Source organism: Nocardioides pymetrozini, assembly GCF_046058985.1.
GTDB lineage: Bacteria > Actinomycetota > Actinomycetes > Propionibacteriales > Nocardioidaceae > Nocardioides.
Map to the genome: position 1 here is coordinate 3,033,671 of NZ_CP175556.1, position 18,316 is coordinate 3,051,986.

Here is an 18,316-nt window from a genome sequence, read left to right on the forward strand (position 1 = left end):
GTTTCGGTCGATCGCCGGAGTGTGAGCCGGACCACAGCCGGGCCGAACCCCTCGAAGGAGGTGCTACCTCCCAAGGAGGGTGCCTTCGTTGCCGCGTGTGACCGCAGTCACCTACCGTGGAGGGCATGTCCCCCGACCTCGTCCAGGAGGCGCCGACCGACGGCGGTCGGCTGCTGCGCACCCTCGCCGCATTCCGAGCGACGGGGCACAGCGACATGGCGTTCGGCGGTCCGGTGATCGACAACGGGAACGCGCTCGACATCACCGGCCTGCACAGCGCTCACACCCGCGCCCTGCAGGGGCTCCGCGTCCGCTCGGGCCACGGCCTCGGCGGCAAGGCACTGCTGATGGGCCGCCCGGTCTCGGTCACCAACTACTACGACGCCCGCGGCATCACCCACCAGTACGACGGCCCGGTGCGTGCCGAGCAGCTGGAGACCGTGACCGCCCTCCCGATCGTGGTCGACCGGGTGCCGCGGATGGTCGTCTACCTCGGCCACCGCGCCCAGGTCGTGCTCGGCGACGTCTGGTACGACGCCTTCCTGCCGCTCGTGCGGCGCCTCGAGCGCGAGATCGCCGTCGACGACGAGGTGCGCCGCCGGCTCGGCCAGCTGCGCGGGCTCGGCCGGGTGTCGGCGCCCGCCGCGCCGGCCGAGGTCCAGCTCACCCGCGCCGACCTGCGCGACATCTCCGACGAGCTCGCCGACCTCGCCGCGCTCGTCGAGGACGACGCGCTGCGCGCCCGGCTCGAGGAGGTCCGCAGCAAGGTCGAGCAGGGCCGCTCCCCCGCCGCCGCGCCCGCCCCGCGCCGCACGCCGACGGTGCCGACCGGCCTCGCCGCGCGCGAGATCGACGTCCTCGCCCAGGTCGCTCTCGGCCAGAGCAACCGCGAGGTCGCGGCCTCCCTCGGGCTGGTGGAGAGCACCGTGAAGTCCTATCTCAAGAACGCCATGCGGAAGCTGCACGCGACGAACCGGGTGCACGCCGTGCGGCTGGCCCGGGAGGCGGGGGTCATCGACTAGGTCGGGCCGGCGGGCGGCTCTCGGTCAGACAGCGCTGACCGGCACGTGCTGTCGCAGGAAGGCGAGCTGGTCGGCGACGACCTGGCTGAAGAACGGCTCGACGTAGGGATCGAAGTGCCCGCAGGGGTAGACCTTCACCGTGGGGTGAGCCATGCGCGCTGCCGCCGCCTCGGCGACCCTGCGCGGCGTGATCGTGTCGTGCTCGGCGATCTGGACGAGCGCCGGGCAGGTGATCGCGGGGGCTCGTCGCTTCGGCGAGTACAAGCCGATCTTGAGGACGATGCGGGCGGCGACGTAGGTCGGGTAGTCGTCCCGCGCAAGCCCGGACTCGGCCATCAGCCTGTTCATGCCGGGCAGCGCGTCCGGACTGGTCATCGCCCCCGGTTCACCGGGGGCGGCGGCGCACTCGACGTAGACGGGGTCTCTCCCGAGCAGGGCAGCGACGTGGTCGCGGATGCCGAGCGGCGCGACCCGCAGGCTCGCACGAAGGCCAGTGGCCCGTACCGCAGCAGGTCCGCTGACGTGCGGCACCTGCGCGATGATCGCCGCCAGCGGCTCGCCCTCGCCCGCGACGCTGATCACGTGTCCGCCGCCGAACGAGGTGCCCCACGCCACGATCCGCTGGTCGTCGGCCTGCGGCAGCCGGCGCGCGAACGCGAGCGCCGCTAGCCAGTCCCCTTGCTGCATCGAGATGTCGAGGATCTGGCGGGGCGTCCCGGCGCTGTCGCCGAAGCCGCGGTAGTCGAAGACGAGCACCAGGTAGCCCGCGGCGGCGAAGCGCTCCGCGTAGGCGTACAGCCGCAGTGCGCGGACCCCTCCGAACCCGTGGCCCATCACGACCACCGGCGCGCCGGCGCTGGGGATGGAAGCCGGCCGGTAGACCCTGGCCGCGCAGGCGACCCCCTCGGAGAGGAACGACTCCTCCGTCCAGGTGAACTGGTCGGGCGTGCGTGCCATGAGGGCTCCTCGAGGTGCGGGCGTCGGATCTTGATCGCCGTCCAAGAGACGGTAGGCGCGGTCTTGAATGGCAGTCAAGATAAGGTGACGCATGCCTCGCAACCGCCGGCCTCAGAAGCGTGAGGAGAAGCGTGCCGAGATCGTCGCCGCCGCCGCGGAGCTGTTCACCCGGACGGGCTACGACGAGACGCCCATGACGGCCATCGCCGCGGCCGCCGGCGTCGCGACCAACACGATCTACTGGTACTTCGCGGACAAGGACGCGCTCCTGGTCGCCGTCCTCGACCGCGTGCTGGCCGCAGAGCTCTCCGACGCAGCCCAGCACGTCGGCGACCCCTGGGAGGACCAGCTGCTGTGGGCCGTCGAGCGCCTGGAGCGCTACAGCCGCCTCGTCACGGTGGTCCACGCCCGGACCGCGATCGCGCCGGCCGTCGACGCATGGCACACCGACTTCCACAGGCTCGCCGAGGAGATGCTCGCTCACGGGTTCCGCCGCCTCGGGGTGCCCGAGGAGTCACTGCGCGCGTCGACCCAGGTGGGCGTCTTCGTCGTCGAGGGCTTCCTCCTCCACCCGGAGACGGCACCGAGCCGCCGGGAGGTGATCGACCTCCTGGCGAGGCTCGGGAGCACTGCCCCTCGGCCGCTGCCCGGCTCCGAGGAGACTCGTTCGGGCAGTTGAGGTCGCTCGGCCGCGCCGGAGCCCCGGCCGAGGGATGCTTGACAATTCGAACAGGTGTTCGATAGGATGAGCGCATGACTTCTCCCGGGGCGCTCGAGACGGCCACGGCCGTGTGCGAGGGCGCCGCGGAGCTGGCCGGCAGCGACTGGGACGCCCTCGACGGACCCGCGACCGTGGCCGGGGTGCAGGCGGTCACCGCGGCGCGGGCGTTCCTCGACGCCGCACTGCTGCGGGGCATCGCCCGCCTCGAGGACACCGACGCGCTGCGCGAGCTGGGCTGGGCCTCGACCAAGGACTTCCTGACCCACCTCACCGGCGGCCACAAGGGCAGCGGTGGTGGGCTGGTCCGTGCCGCCGAGCAGCTGCGCGACCTGCCCGCCGTGCAGACCGCGCTGGAGGAGGGACGGGTCACGCTGCCCCAGGCCCGCGTGATCGCGGGGAGGGTGCACACCCTGCCCCGCGTCCAAGAGTTCCGCACCCAGGTTGCCACCGCGATGCTCGACCTCGTCGCGACCCACGGTCACGACGCCTCCGACCTGCAGACCGCGTTCACCGACATCGTGCGCGAGCTCGACCCCGACGCCGCCCTCCTCAACGCCGAGAAGGAGAAGGCCAAGACCGAACGAGCCGCCCACCACGCCCGCCACCTCTCCTTCGCCCCCGACGGGCTCGGCGGGGTCCGGGTCAAGGGCTACGGCAGCGTCGAGGACGTCGAGCGGATCAAGGCCACCCTGCACCCCCTCGCCGCGCCTGTCACCACCGAGCCCGGGTCATGCGGCGGGACCGCCCGCCCGGCGGGTGCTCCGCTGTTCGACGAGGACGGTGTCGCGACCAGCGCCGCGTGCCTGACCCCGGGGTGCGCGCACACCGGCCGCGACCCCCGCGACGCCGGAGCCCGCCTGTGGGACGCCCTCGTGGACGCCTGTGAACGGCTCACCACCCTTCCCGACCTGCCCCGCGACCACGGCACCCGCCCCCGCGTGATGGTGCTCATCGACCACGACTCACTGCGCCAGAAGGTCCTCGACGCCGGCCTGGCCCGCCCCGGTCGCACCCCCACCGGCGCCCGGCTCTCCGCCACCGCCGTACGACGCCTCGCCTGCGACGCCGACATCCTCTCCGCCGTCCTCGGCGGCCAGGGCCAGGTCCTCGACGTCGGCCGCACCCAACGCCTGGTCACCCCCGCCCTGTGGACCGCCCTGGTCGCCCGCGACCGGCACTGCGCCTTCCCCGGCTGCACCCGCATGCCCCTGGCCTGCGACGCCCACCACATCACCCACTGGGCCGACGGCGGCACCACCAGCATCGACAACCTCGTCATGCTCTGCCGCCACCACCACACCCTCATCCACCAGACCCCCTGGGCCGTCCACCTCGACCCCACCACCCGCCAACCCGTCTGGACCCCACCACCCCGCCACACCCTCGACCACCTCCACCAAACCGGGATCACCTACCACCCCGCCCGACCCCGCGCCGCCTGAGCCACGCGACACCGCGACGTGGGATCCGGATGCGCCGGGGCGGAGGCGAGGAGGCCGATCGCCGGCTCGGCCAGCAGACCGACGAGCAGGCCCCGGCTCAGCCGCCCAGAGCGTTGGGGTTGCGCCACTGGCGCTCGAACGGCAGCCGCCAGGCGTACGGCGCGACGAGCTGGTGGATCTGGTTCGGTCCCCAGCTGCCCTGGCGGTACGGCCGGACGACGGGCGGGTTGTCGAGCAGGGGCTGCGAGACCTCCCACAGCCGCTCGATGCCCTCCGCGGAGGTGAACAGGGTCTGGTCGCCGCGGGCGGCGTCGTAGATCAGCCGCTCGTAGGCCTCCAGGACCGAGCCGGCCCAGGTGGTGTCGCCCATCGCGAACTGCATGGAGAGCTTGTCGAGCTTCATGCCGGGCCCGGGTCGCTTGCCGTAGAAGGACAGCGACATCTTGGCCTTGTCAGCCAGGTCGAAGGTCAGGTGGTCGGGGCCGTGGTCACCGACGCCCGAGTTCTTCGGGAACATCGAGCGCGGCGGCTCCTTGAACGCGATCGAGATGATCCGCGCGCCCTCGGCCATCCGCTTGCCGGTGCGCAGGTAGAACGGCACGCCCGCCCAGCGCCAGTTGTCGATGAAGCACTTCAGGGCGATGAAGGTCTCGGTCTCGGACTCGGGTGCGACCCCGTCGATGTCCCGATAGCCCTGGTACTGCCCGCGCACCACGTTGGCCGGGTCGATCGGCATCATCGAGCGGAAGACCTTGTTCTTCTCCTCGTTGATGGCGTCCGGGTGCAGCGAGGTCGGCGGCTCCATCGCGGTGAACGCGAGGACCTGGAAGAGGTGGGTGACCACCATGTCCTTGTAGGCACCGGTGGACTCGTAGAAGTTGGCGCGCTGCTCGAGGCCGAGCTCCTCCGGTACGTCGATCTGCACGTGGTCGATGTTGTTGCGGTGCCAGATCGGCTCGAACAGGCCGTTGGCGAAGCGGAAGGCGAGGATGTTCTGCGCGGCCTCCTTCCCGAGGAAGTGGTCGATCCGGTAGATCTGCGACTCGTCGAAGGTCTTGTGCAGCTCGGCGTTGAGCGCCTTCGCCGTGACCAGATCGACCCCGAAGGGCTTCTCCATGATGATCCGGCTGCCCTCCGCCAGCCCCGCCTCGTCGAGGGTCCGCACGACCGACAGCGCCGCCTTGGGCGGGACGCTGAGGTAGTGCAGCCGCACCCGGTCGCCGGACCAGTCCGCCTCGGCCTTCTCGACGGCGGCGCGCAGCCCGGCCGGCCCCTCGGCGCCGGGCGCCCAGTGCAGGAGCTTGGAGAACTCGGGCCACGCCGCCATGTCGCCGTCGTCGCCGGAGAACTCCATCACCGCCTCGTGCACGAACTCCACGAACGACTCGGTGGTGTGCTCGTCGAGCGAGGTGCCGATGATCTGCAGCTGGGGCAGCAGACCGGTCTCGAAGAGATGGAGCATCCCCGGCAGCAGCTTGCGACGGGAGAGGTCCCCCGTCGCACCGAAGAGCACCACCGTGACGGGCTTCTGGATCGTCGATGCCATGTCGTCCACACTGCCTCCTCGTCGTTACCACCACGATAACGAGAGGCGTCGCCTCCCTGCCCCCGGCCGCCGTCAGGCCAGCCGTGCACGCAGCCCGTCGAGCAGCAGGCCCAGCCCGAGGGCGAAGTCCCCGTCCTCGTCGTCCTCGTGCGCCAGCACGAAGCGGACCAGCGTGCGGGCGCCGACGCACGCCAGCCGCTCCTCGGCACCCGCACGCTCGAGCGCGGCGCGCAGCGGCCGCTCGAGGCCCTCGGCGTCGGACCGGCTCACCCGGCCGATGAGGAGGGCGCCGTCCCGGTGGCGGCGCATGGCGTCGCGCAGGCCCAGGCACAGCAGGTGCACCTCCGCGTCCCAGGCCATGATCTCGGCGGGCCGGCGGCCGCGGCGCAGGATCTCGTCGGCGATCGCCGCGAGGAGGGCGTCCTTGTTCGTGAAGTGGTGATAGAGCGCCCCGGGCTGGACACCGAGGTCTCCGGCCAGCCGGCGCATCGAGAGGGCCTCGAGCCCATGGGCGTCGAGCACCTCGATCGCGCGCGCGACCACGTCGTCCCGTCGGTACCGCACTGCCGCTCCCTCGCTCCCTCGTCGATCCGCCTTTGACCGCGTCCCGCCCGCCAGCCTAACCTGAACACCGTTCAACTGCGCGTGCCGCGCTCCCCCGGACCGAGAGTGACCCGATGAACCGCCGTACCCCCACCACCGACGTGGCGCTGATCGCCGGCTTCGCCGCGCTGATCGCGGTCTGCGCCATCCTGCCCGACATCAAGACGGGCATCGGCGTGCCGTACTCGCTGCAGACCTTCGGCGTGCTTCTCGCCGGCGCCGTCCTCGGCCCGGTGCGCGGCTTCCTCTCCGTGCTGCTCTACCTCGTGGCGGGCCTGGTGCTGCCGATCTACTCCGGCGGCGCGTCGGGCATCTCCCACTACACCGGGGTGACCGCCGGCTATCTCGTCGCCTTCCCGATCGCGGCGGCACTGTGCGGCTATCTCGTCTACCGCAACCGCCAGCACGCGACGCAGTTCACGCTCGTCTTCACCTGCGGCCTGCTGAGCAGCTTCGTCGTCGTGCACACCCTCGGCCCGCTCAACCTGGCCTGGCGCGCGGACCTCAGCCTCAAGGAGGCGTTCAGCTTCGACGCGGCCTACTTCCCCGGCGACATCGCCAAGAACGTGGTGATGGCGCTCATCGCCACGGCCGTCCACCGCGCCTTCCCCGACCTGGCTGCCCGCCGCGCCGCCGCGACCACCGACGAGCCGGCCGCCCAGTCGGCCTGAGGCCCGCGTGAGCCGGATCGAGCTCGACCGCGTCGTGGTCCGCGCGGCGACGCCGGGCGGACCCCAGCCCGAGGTCACCGTCCTGCGGGAGACGACGCTCGACCTGACCGAGCGGCGGATCGCCCTCATCGGGCCCAACGGCAGCGGCAAGTCGACCCTCGCCCGGCTCGTGAACGGCCTCGTCGAGCCGTCATCGGGCCGGGTCACGGTGGACGGCCTCGACGTCGCCAAGAAGGGCAGGGAGGTACGCCGACGGGTCGGCTTCGTCTTCACCGACCCGAGCGCACAGCTCGTCATGCCCACGGTCGTCGAGGACGTCGCGCTCTCCCTGCGCCACCAGGTGCGCGGTCGCGAGGAGCGTGCGCGGGCGGCACGGGAGGTGCTGGCGTCGTACGGGCTCGCGGAGCTGGCCGACCGCAGCGTGCACACGCTGTCCGGCGGGCAGCGGCAGCTGCTGGCACTGGCGGGCGTGCTCGCCACCGACCCGGCCGTCCTGGTCGCCGACGAGCCGACGACCCTGCTCGACCTGCGCAACGCGCGCAGGATCGGCGACCTCCTCTTCGGCCTCCCCCAGCAGCTGGTGCTGGCCACCCACGACCTCGACCTCGCGCTGCGCTGCGAGCGGGTGCTGCTCGTCGACGACGGGGAGGTCGTGGCCGACGGCGCGGCCGACGACGTGGTCGCCCACTACCGGGCGAGCGCCCGGTGACCTCGAGCCCGCTCGGGGACTACCAGCCCGGCAGCACCGTCTTCCACCGGCTGCCGGTGGGAGCCAAGCTCCTGGGACTGCTGGTGCTCAGCGTCGTCGCGGTGGCGTTCCGCGGCGTCGCCACGACCGGCACCCTGCTCGTCCTGGCCGTGCTCGGCTGCGCCGTCGCCGGGGTCCGCCTGGGCCGCGCCGCACGTGCCCTGCGGGGCGTCGTGGTCGCGATGGCGCTGCTGGCGGCGTACCAGACCTGGCAGCGCGGCGGAGAGCACGCCTTCGTCGTCGTCGGCGCGCTGGTGGCGCTCGTCCTCCTCGCCACCGTGTTCACCACGACGACGTCCGTGGAGCGGATGATCGACGCGATCACGCGCTGGCTGGGGCCGTTCCGGCGCGTCGGCGTCCGGCCGGAGCTGGTCGCCCTGGCGTTCTCGCTCATGATCCGAGGCATCCCGCTGACGCTCGCCATCGCCGGCGAGACCCGTGACGCGGCCCGCGCACGCGGCCTCGAGCGCAGCCCCCGGGCCTACCTGACTCCCCTGGTGATCCGGGTCGTGGCGCACGCCCGGGCCACCGGCGACGCCCTGCACGCCCGCGGCCTGGGCGACGACTGATCGGCGGCCGCGTCCGTTCCTCGGGCACGCGGCTCCCCCTCCCGCGGATCACGGCTATCCTGGCGAACTGAACACTGTTCAGTTAGGCTCGGCGAGATCTCACGAGGAGCACCATGACCGCGACCGACTTCGACCACCTGGCCAGCCGCATCCTCGACGGGGGCGCGGCCTCCGAGGCCGACGCTCTCGCCGTGCTCCGGGCGCCGGACGCGGAGACGATGGCGGTCGTCGCGGCCGCGGGGCGCCTGCGCCGGGCGCACTTCGGCGCCACGGTCAAGGTCAACTACCTCGTCAACCTCAAGTCCGGCCTGTGCCCGGAGAACTGCAACTACTGCTCACAGGCCATGGGCTCCCAGGCGCCGATCCTCAAGTACTCCTGGCTCTCCAAGGAGGAGACCCTCAAGCAGGCCGGCGCCGGGCTGCGGGGCGGCGCGACCCGCGTCTGCATGGTCTCGTCGGGTCGCGGCCCCTCCGAGCGCGACATCGACAAGGTCGTGGAGATGACCGAGGCCCTCAAGGACGAGTACGACGGCGTCGAGGTCTGCGCGTGCCTCGGCCTGCTCAAGGACGGCCAGGCCGCCCGCCTCAAGGCGGCCGGCGTCGACGCCTACAACCACAACATCAACACCGCGGAGTCCCACCACGACCACATCGTCCAGACCCACACCTACGCCGACCGGGTGGACACCATCGGCAAGGCGAAGGACGCCGGGCTGTCTCCGTGCTCGGGCCTGATCGCCGGTCTGGGCGAGACCGACGAGCAGCTCGTGGAGGCGCTCTTCGCTCTCAAGGCGCTCGACACCGACTCGATCCCGGTCAACTTCCTGATGCCCTTCGACGGCACGCCGTACCAGAACACCTGGGAGCTCTCCCCGCTGCGCTGCGTGAAGATCCTGGCGATGGCCCGCTTCGTGTGCCCCGACAAGGAGATCCGGATCGCGGGCGGCCGCGAGATGCACCTGCGCAGCCTTCAGGCCATGGCGCTCCAGGTCGCCAACTCGATCTTCCTGGGCGACTACCTCACCTCCGAGGGCCAGGACGCGCTCGCCGACCTGCACATGCTGCGCGACAACGGCTTCACCATCCTCGGGCTCGACCAGAGCGCGTTCGACGAGCTGATCGCGGCGCACGAGGCGGGAGTCACCCACCGGGCGCACGCCACCACGCCCTGCGGCTCCTCCGCCGAGACCGGCTGCGGCGACGGGTGCGGCGGCTGCGCGACCCGCGAGCCGGCGATCCGCCGCCGGGGCGCCGGTACCGAGGTCGCCGCGAACGCCTGAGCACCCGCCCATGCCCACCACCTCTCCGCCCGCGGCCACGACGGCGGCCCTGCTCGCCTTCGACCGCGAGCACCTGTGGCACCCCTACACGTCGATGACCGACCCCGCGCCGGTCCGGCTGGTCACCGACGCCCGCGGCTGCCTGCTCGAGGTCGACGGCGACTGGGTCGTCGACGGGATGTCCTCGTGGTGGTCCGCGATCCACGGCTACCGGCACCCGGCCCTCGACGCCGCGCTGGCGCGCCAGGCCGACCGGTTCAGCCACGTCATGTTCGGCGGGCTCACCCACGAGCCGGCCGTCGAGCTCGGCCGGCGCCTGGTGGACATCACTCCGGCGCCGCTCGAGCGCGTCTTCCTGGCAGACTCCGGGTCGGTGAGCGTCGAGGTCGCGATGAAGATGGTCCTGCAGTACCAGCGCGGCGTGGGTCGCCCCGAGCGCACCCGGATGCTCACCGTCCTCGGCGGCTACCACGGCGACACCTTCGACTGCATGAGCATCACCGACCCGGTCGGCGGCATGCACGCGCTGTGGTCCGGGCTGCTGCCGGCGCAGGTCTTCGCGCAGCAGCCCCCGTCGTACGACGCCGCCGCGGCCGAGATCGCCGCCTGGGCCGACGCGGTGCGCGACCTGGCGGCCCGGCACGCGCACGAGCTGGCCGGCATCGTCGTCGAGCCGCTCCTGCAGGGCGCGGGCGGCATGTGGCCCTATCCCGTCGCCTGCCTGCGCGTGCTGCGCGAGGTCGCCGACGAGCACGGGCTGGTCCTGGTGTTCGACGAGATCGCGACCGGCTTCGGCCGGACCGGGCACCTCTTCGTCAGCGAGCTGGTGACGCCCGACGTCGTCTGTCTCGGCAAGGCGCTCACCGGCGGCTATCTCACGCTCGCGGCCGTGCTGACGACCGACGCGGTGGCCCGCGGCATCTCGGGGAGCGAGGCCGGTGTGCTCATGCACGGTCCCACCTTCATGGGCAACCCGCTGGCCTGCGCGGTCGCGAGCGCCTCGATCGACCTGCTGCTGGCGAGCGACTGGGGGGCGCGCGTCGGGGCGATCGGCGAGGCGCTCGCGTCCGGGCTGGCGCCCCTGCGCGCGCTGCCGGGCGTCCGCGACGTCCGGACGGTCGGCGCGGTCGGCGTGGTGCAGCTCGACCACTCCGTCGACGTGGTCGCCGCCACCGCCGCGGCGCTGGCGGCGGGCGTGTGGCTGCGGCCCTTCCGGGACCTGGTCTACGCCATGCCGCCCTATGTCATCGACGACGCCGAGCTCGACCGGCTCGTCGCAGGGATCGGGGCGGCGGTGCGCGCCGGATGAGCACCTGGGAGAGCTGGCTGTCGGCGCAGGCCGAGCAGCGGGAGGCCGCCGGACTGACCCGCCGGCTCCGCCCACGCGCGGCCGACGACGCGGCGATCGACCTCGCGGGGAACGACTATCTCGGGCTGGCCCGCGATCCCGCCGTGCGCCGAGCAGCGGCCGACGCGGCACTGCACTGGGGCGCGAGCGCGAGCGCCTCGCGCCTGGTGTCCGGCACCCTCACCCTCCATGACGAGCTCGAGACCGAGCTCGCGTCCTACCTCGGACAGCCGGCGGCGCTGGTCCTCTCGACCGGCTACCACGCCAACCTCGCGGTCGTCACCGCGCTGGCGGACCGTGCGACCCGGGTGCTCTCCGACGCACACATCCACGCCTCCCTCGTCGACGCCGTTCGGCTCTCCCGCGCCCGGCTGAGCGTCGTACCGCACAGCGACGTGGCGGCCGTCCGCACCGGGCTGGCGGAGGCGGCGGCAGCCGGGGAGCGGGCGATGGTGCTCGTCGAGTCGGTGTACTCGGTGCTCGGCGACGCCGCCCCGCTCGCGGAGCTGGCCGCGCTCTGCGAGGAGTACGACGCTCTGCTGGTCGTCGACGAGGCGCACGGCCTGGGAGTGCACGGGCCGGGCCTGGTCGCGACGCTCGGACTCGCCGGGCGCCCCCACGTCGTCGTCACCGCGACGCTCTCGAAGGCCCTGGGCGCGCAGGGCGGTGCGGTCCTCGGCTCGGCCGCCCTGCGCGAGCACCTGGTCAACCGGGCCCGGCCCTTCATCTTCGACACCGGCCTGGCGCCGGCCGCGACCGCGGGGGCGCTCGCCGCGCTGCGGGCGGTCCGGGAGCGACCCGAGCTCGGCGCCGTCGTACGGGACCGGGTCGCGGCGCTCGCCGACACCCTCGGCGTCGCGGCACCGGCCGGTGCCGTGCTCTCGGTCCCGATGTCCTCGCCCCGGGCGGCGGTCGCGGCCCAGGCGGCAGCGCTCGCGGCCGGCCTGCGGGTCGGCTGCTTCCGCCCGCCCTCGGTGCCCGACGGCATCTCGCGACTGCGCATCACGGTCACGGCCGGGGTCGCCGACGACGACTGGGCTGAGGCCGTCGCCACGCTCGCCGCGCTCGTGAAGGAGCACCAGTGAGCCGCGTCGTGGTCGTGACCGGCACCGATACCGGCGTCGGCAAGACCATCGCGACCGCCGCCCTCGCCGCGCGCGCGGCCGCGGCCGGCGAGCGGGTGCTCGTCGTGAAGCCGGTGCAGACCGGCATCGGCGGTACCGCCCCGGACGTCCCCGACGTCGCCACCGTGCGCGACCTGGCCGGCGTCGACGCGCTCCAGCTCGTGGGTCTCGACGAGCCCCTCGCCCCGGACACCGCCGCCCGCCGCCAGGGCGTCGCCCTCCCGACGGTGCGCGAGCACGTCCGTCGGGTACGCGCGCTGCTCGCCGGGACCACCGACACCTGTCGCGCCGGGCAGGAGGGCTACGACCTGGTGCTGGTCGAGGGCGCGGGTGGGCTGCTCGTCCGCCTGGACGCGGAGGGCGGCACCCTGCTCGACCTGGCCCGCGACCTGACCTTCGCGCTCCGGCGCCGCGTCGACGGGGTGGTCTCCTCCCCCGTCGAGGTCGTCGTGGTCACCCGCGCCGGCCTCGGCACGCTCAACCACACCGAGCTCACCGTCACCGCGCTGCGCGCGGCGCAGGTCGAGCCCGCCGGACTGGTGGTCGGCTCCTGGCCCGACGTGCCCGGCCTGGCCGAGACCTGCAACCTCGCGGACCTCCCGCGCGTCACCGGCGTAGCCCTCCTCGCCGTCGTCCCGGAAGGAGCCGGCTCGCTGTCGCCCGAGGACTTCCGCGCGGCAGCCCCCCAGTGGTTCCGCGAGGTGTGAGCTGTGGGGGCGCGAGGTGTGAGCTGTGGGCACGCGAGGTGTGAGCTGCGGGCACTGTCCCAGCTCGCATCTCGTCACCACAGCGGCGGGCGGCGGTCCTTCCAGGGAGCGGCCGCCTCGACCTGGGCAGCGAGCGAGAGCAGGAGCTCCTCCTCGGCAGGCCGAGCGGCGAGCATGACGCCCACGGGGAGCCCCTCAGGAGTCTGGTGCAGGGGCAGCGAGATCGCGGGCATGCCGGTCACGTTCCACGCCGAGGTCCAGGGGGTGAAGCGCTTCTGCGCCTCGAAGTCGGCCGCGGGGTCGGCGTCGTCGCGGATCGCGCCGACCGGCAGCGGTGGCGCGGCGAGGGTCGGCGTGAGCACGATGTCGTACGGCGCCAGCGCGACCAGCGCGTCGGCCGCGTAGCGACGCATCGCCCCGATCGCCAAGCCGAACTCCGGGCCGGAGACGGCCTCGCCCCGCTCGCCGAGCCAGCGGGTGAGCGGGCGGATCTGTTGGCGTTGCGCCGGCGCGAGCGGCGCCGTCGACAGGGCGGTGAGCACGGCCCAGCAGGTCTCGAACACCCCGACGGCCTCCGGCGGCAGCGGGACGGAGATGTCCTCCACGCCGTGGCCGAGCGAGGCGAGCAGCCGGGTCGCGTCGTCGTACGCCCGTCGCACCTCGGGGTGCACCTCGGCGTCGGCGATCACCGGGGCGTCGAAGCAGGCGACGCGCAGTCGTCCGGGGTCGCGTCGGGTGGCGTCGAGGAAGGTCCCGGCGGGCTCGGGCGCCCAGGTCGGGTCGCCGGGACGGCGGCCGGCGAGCACGTCGAGCAACGCGGCCGCGTCGGCCACGGTGCGCGCGACCGGGCCGGCCACGGCCAGGCCGACCGGGTCGCCGTACATCGGGAAGCCGCTGATCCGACCGCGGGTCGGCTTGAGGCCGACCAGCCCGCAGCAGGAGGCGGGGATCCGGATCGACCCGCCGCCGTCGGAGCCCGGCGCGACCGGCACCAGCCCCGCGGCGACGGCGGCCGCGGCCCCACCGGACGATCCGCCGGCCATCCGCGTCGTGTCCCACGGGGTCACGGCCGGCGCTCGCCCCTCGGGCTCGGTGTAGCAGGGCGAGCCGAACTCGGGCGTGCTGGTCTTGCCCAGGCTCACCATCCCGGCGTCCTCGATCGCCAGCGTGACGGCGTCGGAGACCTCCGGGACGTAGCCCGCGAAGACCGGCGAGCCGAAGGCGGTCGGCACCCCGCGCGTCAGGTTGAGGTCCTTGATGGCGGTCGGTACGCCGGCCAGCGGCGAGGCGCCCTCCCCCACCGGCCCGACGGCCGCGACCTCGCGCGCGCGGCGTCGCGCGCCGTCGGGGTCGCGGTACGCGAACGCGCCGTCGACGTACTCCTGGAAGCCGTCGGCGGCGCGCTCGTGTCGGTCGAGATAGTGCTCGGTGAGCTCGACGGGGCTGATCTCGCCGGAGCGGATCAGCGCTCCCTGCTCGAGGGCGGTCAGGTCGTGGAGTTCGGCCACGACCCGACCCTATCCGTCGAGATCGCCGAGAATCGCCGGGCTCCGTCGAGCGCGGGGGCGCTCAGCCCTGCTGGTAGGCGAGGACCTGCGAGGCCGGCCCGCCCAGGTAGGCCTCCTGCTCGAGCACCGCGCTGTTCTTGCCCGCGGGCGACGGGAGGCCCTGGCGCGCGTTGACCACGCCGTTGAGCAGGCCGCCCAGGCCGCAGCCCGTGGCCGCCGGCACGGCGAAGGACCGGTCGACGACGACACCGCCGCTGGCGTGGATCAGGCTGCCGGACTCCCCGACCGGGACGAAGGTGAAGGTCCCCGTCTTCTCGGTGGTCAGGTGCAGCACGATCGGGTCGGCGTTGGAGCCGATGTAGCAGTTGCCGCCGAGCAGCGCGTTCTTGAGCCGGATCTTGATGGGCAGCGCGACCACCTCGCCGCCGTAGATCGACGCCAGGATGTCGACCTGGGGCAGCTCGGTGGTGGCCAGCTCCACGGTAGCGGTGACGTCGGTCAGGCCCGGCAGCAGCCGCTCCAGGCCGGGGACGCCGAGCAGCCCGCCGGGCACCTGCATCGGGCTCGAGGTGAACACCTTCCCGGGGACGCCGAAGGTCTTCTCCTTGCCCGCGACGGTCGCCATGCCCAGCGAGAGCAGGGACTCGGCCGTGACGGGGACCGTGCCCTTGCCGATCACGAAGGTGCCCCCCGTGACCGCCGCCGTCACGCAGGACGTGGTCGCGTCGCTGTCGGCCTCGGCGACCAGCTGCGCCGCGGGGCAGTTGCGGAACACCTCGAAGGGGTGCGCCTCCTCCGCGTGCGCGGGCGGCGTGAGGGTCAGCAGCGGCGCGAGGGCGGCGGTCGCGGCGACCAGGCCGCGGCGGAGACGACGGGACGGGAGCAGGGACATGAGGCAGTTCTCCTGGGAGCAGGGGGCGGGAGGCCCGGATCGGGTCGAGCGACGGTGTGTCCCGAGCCACATCCGCCGGGCCCATCCAGTCAAACCATCACCAGAAGGTCAACTCTTGTTGTCACACGCTGTTACTGGTAATGACCAGTCACCAAAACGACCGCTGCCGCACCCCCGGAGGGGTACGGCAGCGGCCGGTGCGAGGTGGGCGCGCGCCTGGGGCTCAGGCGGCGGTGACGGCAGGGGTGAACTCGACCAGGGTGCTCAGCGCGCCCAGCAGCTTGGCGCGCACCTCGGGGTCGGTGGTGGGGTCCACATCGACCGCCGGCTGCGAGACGGTCACGTCCTCGACCACGACGGCGCCGGCGATCCCGGCCGAGCGGGCAGTGTCGCCGTGGGCCCACTTGCCGCCGTACGGCGTGGGCGTGGCGCCGATGACGCCGAACGGCTTGCCGACGACCGCACCGGCGCCGTACGGGCGCGAGATCCAGTCGATGGCGTTGTTGAGCACGGCCGGCATCGTGCCGTTGTACTCCGGGGTGACCGCGAGGACGCGGTCGGCGGCGGCGACCCGCTCGCGCAGCGCCGCAGCGGCCGCGGGAGCGTTCTCACCATCGATGTCCTCGTTGTAGAACGGCACCTGGTCGAGGCCCTCGACGATGTCGAGCGTGACGCCCTCGGGCGCCTCGTCGCGCAGGATCTCGGCGAGCTTGCGGTTCAGGGAGTCGGCCCGGAGGCTTCCGACGAGGACGGCGACGCGGGTGGTGGTGGTGTCAGTCATGACGGTCGAAACGGACCGTGGTCCGTTTTCATTCCCGGCCTGGGGACAGTTTCACCGGCCGGCCGGTGAAACTCACGCTGGGACGAAGAAGGATCATCGTCCAAGAGACAGTTTCTTCGTCCAAGGTCGGTGCCCCCTCCTACGCTGAGCCCACCATGTCGAAGGACCTCCCCCTGCTGTCCAGCGCCCCCGTCGTACGACGCGACGCGGCCCGCAACCGTGAGGCGCTGCTGGACGCCGCCGCCGAGCTCATGGCGGGCTGCGGCGTGGACGCGCTCACGATGGACGCCGTCGCGAGCCGGGCCGGGGTGGGCAAGGGCACCGTCTTCCGGCGCTTCGGGAGCAGAGAGGGGCTGATGGCCTCGCTCCTCGACCATCGCGAGGCCGAGTGGCAGGCGGGCGTCATCAGCGGGCCTCCCCCGCTGGGTCCGGGTGCGCCGCCCATGGACCGCCTGCTCGCCTTCGGGGCCTCGCGGCTGCGCCTGCACCTCGACCAGGGAGCCCTCATCGAGGCCGCCGGGCGGACCTGGGGCGAGAACTACGCCGTGCTCGGGTTCGCCGCGCTGCACGTGCGCCTGCTGTTGGGCGAGCTCGGGGTCGAGGGCAACCTCCGCTATCTCGCGACGGCGCTCATCGCGCCGCTGAGCGTGCCGGTCCTGCGTCAGCAGATCGAGCACGGAGGGATGAGCGAGGAGCAGGTCCTCGCCGGCTGGACCGAGCTGGTCGGCCGCGTGGTCAGTCCCGGTGGTGGCGCAGCAGACCATAGGTGAGGCTGTCGACCAGCGCCTCCCAGGACGCCTCGATGACGTTCGCCCCCACCCCGACCGTCACCCAGGACGACGCCCCGTCGGTGGTCTCGATGAGCACCCGGGTGATCGCGTCGGTGCCGTGCCCCTGGTCGAGGATGCGGACCTTGAAGTCGATCAGCTCGAACTTCGCGATCTCCGGATAGGCCTGCTCGATCGCCGAGCGCAGCGCCTGGTCGAGAGCGTTGACGGGACCGTTGCCCTCACCGGTGACGACGTAGCGCACGCCCGCCGCGGACAGCTTGACGGTCGCCTCCGACACCGCCTCCTCCCCCGGCTGTGCGTGGGTCAGCGTCTCGGTGATCACCCGCCAGCTCTCGATCTCGAAGTACGACGGCCGCCGGCCGTCGACCTCCTCGGCGAGCAGCAGCTCGAAGGAGGCGTCGGCGGCCTCGTAGGTGTACCCACGCAGCTCGAGCTCCTTGACCCGCGCGGTGACCCGGGTGACCAGATCGGGGCGCTCGGAGAGGTCGAAGCCCAGCTCCTTGCCCTTGAGCTCGATGGTGGCGCGGCCCGCCATGTCCGAGACGAGGAGCCGCATGTCGTTGCCGACTCCGGCGGGGTCCATGTGCTGGTACAGGTCCGGGTCGACCTTGATCGCGCTGGCGTGCAGGCCGGCCTTGTGGGCGAAGGCCGACGCGCCGACGTACGGCTGCCGCGATGCGGGCGGCACGTTGGTCACCTCGGCGACGGCGTGCGCGATCCGCGTGGCCTCGGTCAGCAGGCCGGGCGGCAGGACCTGCCGGTCCAGCTTGAGCTCGAGGTTGGCCACCACGTTGACCAGGTCCGCGTTGCCGGTGCGCTCGCCGTAGCCGTTGATGCAGCCCTGGACGTGGGTCGCGCCGGCCTCGACCGCGGCGAGCGTGTTCGCGACGGCGCAGCCGGTGTCGTTGTGGCAGTGGATGCCGACGCGGACCTGGGCGCTCTCGATGACGTCGTGCACCACGTCGGACACCCAGCCCGGCAGCATGCCGCCGTTGGTGTCGCACAGCGCGACCACCTCCGCGCCGGCGTCGTACGCCGTGCGGAGCACCTCCAACGCGTAGGACCGGTCGAGGCGGTAGCCGTCGAAGAAGTGCTCGGCGTCGAGGAAGACCTGCTGGCCCTCCGCGCGCAGGTGGCTGACCGTGTCGCGCACCATCGCGAGGTTCTCCTCCAGCGTGGTGCGCAGCGCCTTCTCCACGTGGCCGGGGTGCGACTTGGCGACCAGGGTCACCACGCCCGCGCCGCTGTCGCGCAGTGCCGCCACCTGCGGGTCGTCCGCAGCCACCAGGCTCGCGCGGCGGGTCGACCCGAACGCCGCGAGGCGCGCGTGCCGCAGGTCCAGCTCGAGCGCGGCACGGCGGAAGAACTCGGTGTCCTTCGGGTTCGCACCGGGCCAGCCGCCCTCGATGTAGCCCACGCCCAGGCCGTCGAGGTGCCGGGCGATCGCGAGCTTGTCCGCCACCGTCGGGTTGAGGCCCTCCTGCTGCATGCCGTCACGCAGCGTGGTGTCGTAGACGTGGAAGGCGCCGTGCAGGTCCAGGGGTTCGCTCTGCTGGGTCATCGGTCTCTCGCTGGCTGGGTCCGGGCAAAACAAAAGCCCCTCGGC

At 73.0% G+C, this 18,316-nt stretch carries 18 protein-coding genes; 11 read left to right on the plus strand and 7 right to left on the minus strand.

All coding sequences use genetic code 11. The features are described 5' to 3' along the window. The first annotated feature begins 125 nt into the window (after positions 1-125). On the plus strand, positions 126-1,022 hold the full coding sequence (locus tag ACJ5H2_RS14910; RefSeq protein WP_408896195.1) for a LuxR C-terminal-related transcriptional regulator: 897 nt from the start codon (positions 126-128) through the stop codon (positions 1,020-1,022). A 24-nt stretch (positions 1,023-1,046) separates the two neighbouring features. Here the strand turns inward: ACJ5H2_RS14910 and ACJ5H2_RS14915 are convergent, their stop codons facing one another. Further along, positions 1,047-1,979: an alpha/beta hydrolase gene (locus ACJ5H2_RS14915; protein ID WP_408896196.1), complete on the minus strand. Its 933-nt coding sequence runs from the start codon at positions 1,977-1,979 to the stop codon at positions 1,047-1,049. 91 nt (positions 1,980-2,070) lie between these two features. On the opposite strand from ACJ5H2_RS14915, the gene ACJ5H2_RS14920 reads away from it, so the two are divergent. Together ACJ5H2_RS14920 and ACJ5H2_RS14925 are read left to right on the plus strand one after the other, a co-directional pair. Then, on the plus strand, positions 2,071-2,658 hold the full coding sequence (locus ACJ5H2_RS14920) for a TetR/AcrR family transcriptional regulator (protein WP_408896197.1): 588 nt from the start codon (positions 2,071-2,073) through the stop codon (positions 2,656-2,658). A 74-nt stretch (positions 2,659-2,732) separates the two neighbouring features. Continuing rightward, a complete protein-coding gene (locus ACJ5H2_RS14925) occupies positions 2,733-4,142 on the plus strand; it encodes a DUF222 domain-containing protein (protein ID WP_408896198.1) in 1,410 nt (469 codons plus the stop codon). Positions 4,143-4,239: 97 nt separating this feature from the next. Here ACJ5H2_RS14925 and zwf read toward each other — a convergent pair whose 3' ends face one another. Both zwf and ACJ5H2_RS14935 read right to left on the minus strand, forming a co-directional pair. Further along, on the minus strand, positions 4,240-5,688 hold the full coding sequence (zwf, locus tag ACJ5H2_RS14930) for a glucose-6-phosphate dehydrogenase (RefSeq protein ID WP_408896199.1): 1,449 nt from the start codon (positions 5,686-5,688) through the stop codon (positions 4,240-4,242). Between the two features lie 72 nt (positions 5,689-5,760). After that, complete coding sequence (locus ACJ5H2_RS14935; RefSeq protein ID WP_408896200.1) at positions 5,761-6,252, minus strand: TetR family transcriptional regulator; 492 nt, start codon at positions 6,250-6,252, stop codon at positions 5,761-5,763. Positions 6,253-6,365: 113 nt separating this feature from the next. Between ACJ5H2_RS14935 and ACJ5H2_RS14940 the strand changes: the two genes are divergently transcribed. The 7 genes from ACJ5H2_RS14940 (at position 6,366) to bioD (ending at position 12,738) form a co-directional block, all read left to right on the plus strand. Continuing rightward, positions 6,366-6,962 carry a biotin transporter BioY gene (locus ACJ5H2_RS14940; RefSeq protein ID WP_408896201.1) on the plus strand — a complete coding sequence of 199 codons (597 nt, stop codon included), beginning with the start codon at positions 6,366-6,368 and terminating at the stop codon, positions 6,960-6,962. A 7-nt stretch (positions 6,963-6,969) separates the two neighbouring features. Beyond that, a complete protein-coding gene (locus ACJ5H2_RS14945) occupies positions 6,970-7,671 on the plus strand; it encodes an energy-coupling factor ABC transporter ATP-binding protein (RefSeq protein WP_408896202.1) in 702 nt (233 codons plus the stop codon). Further along, positions 7,668-8,279: an energy-coupling factor transporter transmembrane component T family protein gene (locus ACJ5H2_RS14950; protein WP_408896203.1), complete on the plus strand. Its 612-nt coding sequence runs from the start codon at positions 7,668-7,670 to the stop codon at positions 8,277-8,279. The genes ACJ5H2_RS14945 and ACJ5H2_RS14950 overlap by 4 nt, the downstream gene beginning before the upstream one ends. Before the next feature lie 113 nt (positions 8,280-8,392). Further along, positions 8,393-9,559, plus strand: a complete 1,167-nt coding sequence (bioB, locus tag ACJ5H2_RS14955) for a biotin synthase BioB (RefSeq protein WP_408896204.1) — start codon at positions 8,393-8,395, stop codon at positions 9,557-9,559. Positions 9,560-9,569: 10 nt separating this feature from the next. Next, a complete protein-coding gene (gene bioA, locus ACJ5H2_RS14960; RefSeq protein ID WP_408896205.1) occupies positions 9,570-10,868 on the plus strand; it encodes an adenosylmethionine--8-amino-7-oxononanoate transaminase in 1,299 nt (432 codons plus the stop codon). Beyond that, positions 10,865-11,992 carry an 8-amino-7-oxononanoate synthase gene (locus tag ACJ5H2_RS14965; protein ID WP_408896206.1) on the plus strand — a complete coding sequence of 376 codons (1,128 nt, stop codon included), beginning with the start codon at positions 10,865-10,867 and terminating at the stop codon, positions 11,990-11,992. Before bioA ends, ACJ5H2_RS14965 begins: the two co-directional genes overlap by 4 nt. Beyond that, the gene (gene bioD / locus ACJ5H2_RS14970; RefSeq protein WP_408896207.1) at positions 11,989-12,738 is read left to right on the plus strand and encodes a dethiobiotin synthase; all 750 of its coding nucleotides are present in this window, start codon (positions 11,989-11,991) and stop codon (positions 12,736-12,738) included. Before ACJ5H2_RS14965 ends, bioD begins: the two co-directional genes overlap by 4 nt. Before the next feature lie 74 nt (positions 12,739-12,812). On the opposite strand, the gene ACJ5H2_RS14975 is transcribed toward bioD, so the two are convergent. From ACJ5H2_RS14975 to ACJ5H2_RS14985, 3 genes are all read right to left on the minus strand, one after another. Further along, on the minus strand, positions 12,813-14,246 hold the full coding sequence (locus ACJ5H2_RS14975) for an amidase (RefSeq protein ID WP_408896208.1): 1,434 nt from the start codon (positions 14,244-14,246) through the stop codon (positions 12,813-12,815). 61 nt (positions 14,247-14,307) lie between these two features. After that, complete coding sequence (locus ACJ5H2_RS14980) at positions 14,308-15,138, minus strand: hypothetical protein (protein WP_408896209.1); 831 nt, start codon at positions 15,136-15,138, stop codon at positions 14,308-14,310. A 223-nt stretch (positions 15,139-15,361) separates the two neighbouring features. Further along, positions 15,362-15,919, minus strand: coding sequence for an NAD(P)H-dependent oxidoreductase (locus ACJ5H2_RS14985; RefSeq protein WP_408896210.1), 558 nt, complete (start codon positions 15,917-15,919; stop codon positions 15,362-15,364). A 155-nt stretch (positions 15,920-16,074) separates the two neighbouring features. Between ACJ5H2_RS14985 and ACJ5H2_RS14990 the strand changes: the two genes are divergently transcribed. Next, positions 16,075-16,689, plus strand: a complete 615-nt coding sequence (locus ACJ5H2_RS14990) for a TetR/AcrR family transcriptional regulator (protein WP_408896211.1) — start codon at positions 16,075-16,077, stop codon at positions 16,687-16,689. Here ACJ5H2_RS14990 and cimA read toward each other — a convergent pair. Then, complete coding sequence (gene cimA / locus ACJ5H2_RS14995) at positions 16,655-18,271, minus strand: citramalate synthase (RefSeq protein WP_408896212.1); 1,617 nt, start codon at positions 18,269-18,271, stop codon at positions 16,655-16,657. The genes ACJ5H2_RS14990 and cimA overlap by 35 nt on opposite strands. Positions 18,272-18,316: the final 45 nt, after the last annotated feature.

What these genes read in the sequence shown, in the direction of transcription:
- ACJ5H2_RS14925 (WP_408896198.1), top strand. Translation starts at nt 2,733, where the DNA reads ATGACTTCTCCCGGGGCGCTCGAGACGGCCACGGCCGTGTGCGAGGGC.
- ACJ5H2_RS14920 (WP_408896197.1), top strand. Translation starts at nt 2,071, where the DNA reads ATGCCTCGCAACCGCCGGCCTCAGAAGCGTGAGGAGAAGCGTGCCGAG.
- bioA (WP_408896205.1), top strand. Translation starts at nt 9,570, where the DNA reads ATGCCCACCACCTCTCCGCCCGCGGCCACGACGGCGGCCCTGCTCGCC.
- ACJ5H2_RS14940 (WP_408896201.1), top strand. Translation starts at nt 6,366, where the DNA reads ATGAACCGCCGTACCCCCACCACCGACGTGGCGCTGATCGCCGGCTTC.
- ACJ5H2_RS14915 (WP_408896196.1), bottom strand. Translation starts at nt 1,979, where the DNA reads ATGGCACGCACGCCCGACCAGTTCACCTGGACGGAGGAGTCGTTCCTC.
- ACJ5H2_RS14990 (WP_408896211.1), top strand. Translation starts at nt 16,075, where the DNA reads ATGTCGAAGGACCTCCCCCTGCTGTCCAGCGCCCCCGTCGTACGACGC.
- ACJ5H2_RS14910 (WP_408896195.1), top strand. Translation starts at nt 126, where the DNA reads ATGTCCCCCGACCTCGTCCAGGAGGCGCCGACCGACGGCGGTCGGCTG.
- cimA (WP_408896212.1), bottom strand. Translation starts at nt 18,271, where the DNA reads ATGACCCAGCAGAGCGAACCCCTGGACCTGCACGGCGCCTTCCACGTC.
- bioB (WP_408896204.1), top strand. Translation starts at nt 8,393, where the DNA reads ATGACCGCGACCGACTTCGACCACCTGGCCAGCCGCATCCTCGACGGG.
- ACJ5H2_RS14985 (WP_408896210.1), bottom strand. Translation starts at nt 15,919, where the DNA reads ATGACTGACACCACCACCACCCGCGTCGCCGTCCTCGTCGGAAGCCTC.
- ACJ5H2_RS14980 (WP_408896209.1), bottom strand. Translation starts at nt 15,138, where the DNA reads ATGTCCCTGCTCCCGTCCCGTCGTCTCCGCCGCGGCCTGGTCGCCGCG.
- zwf (WP_408896199.1), bottom strand. Translation starts at nt 5,688, where the DNA reads ATGGCATCGACGATCCAGAAGCCCGTCACGGTGGTGCTCTTCGGTGCG.
- ACJ5H2_RS14965 (WP_408896206.1), top strand. Translation starts at nt 10,865, where the DNA reads ATGAGCACCTGGGAGAGCTGGCTGTCGGCGCAGGCCGAGCAGCGGGAG.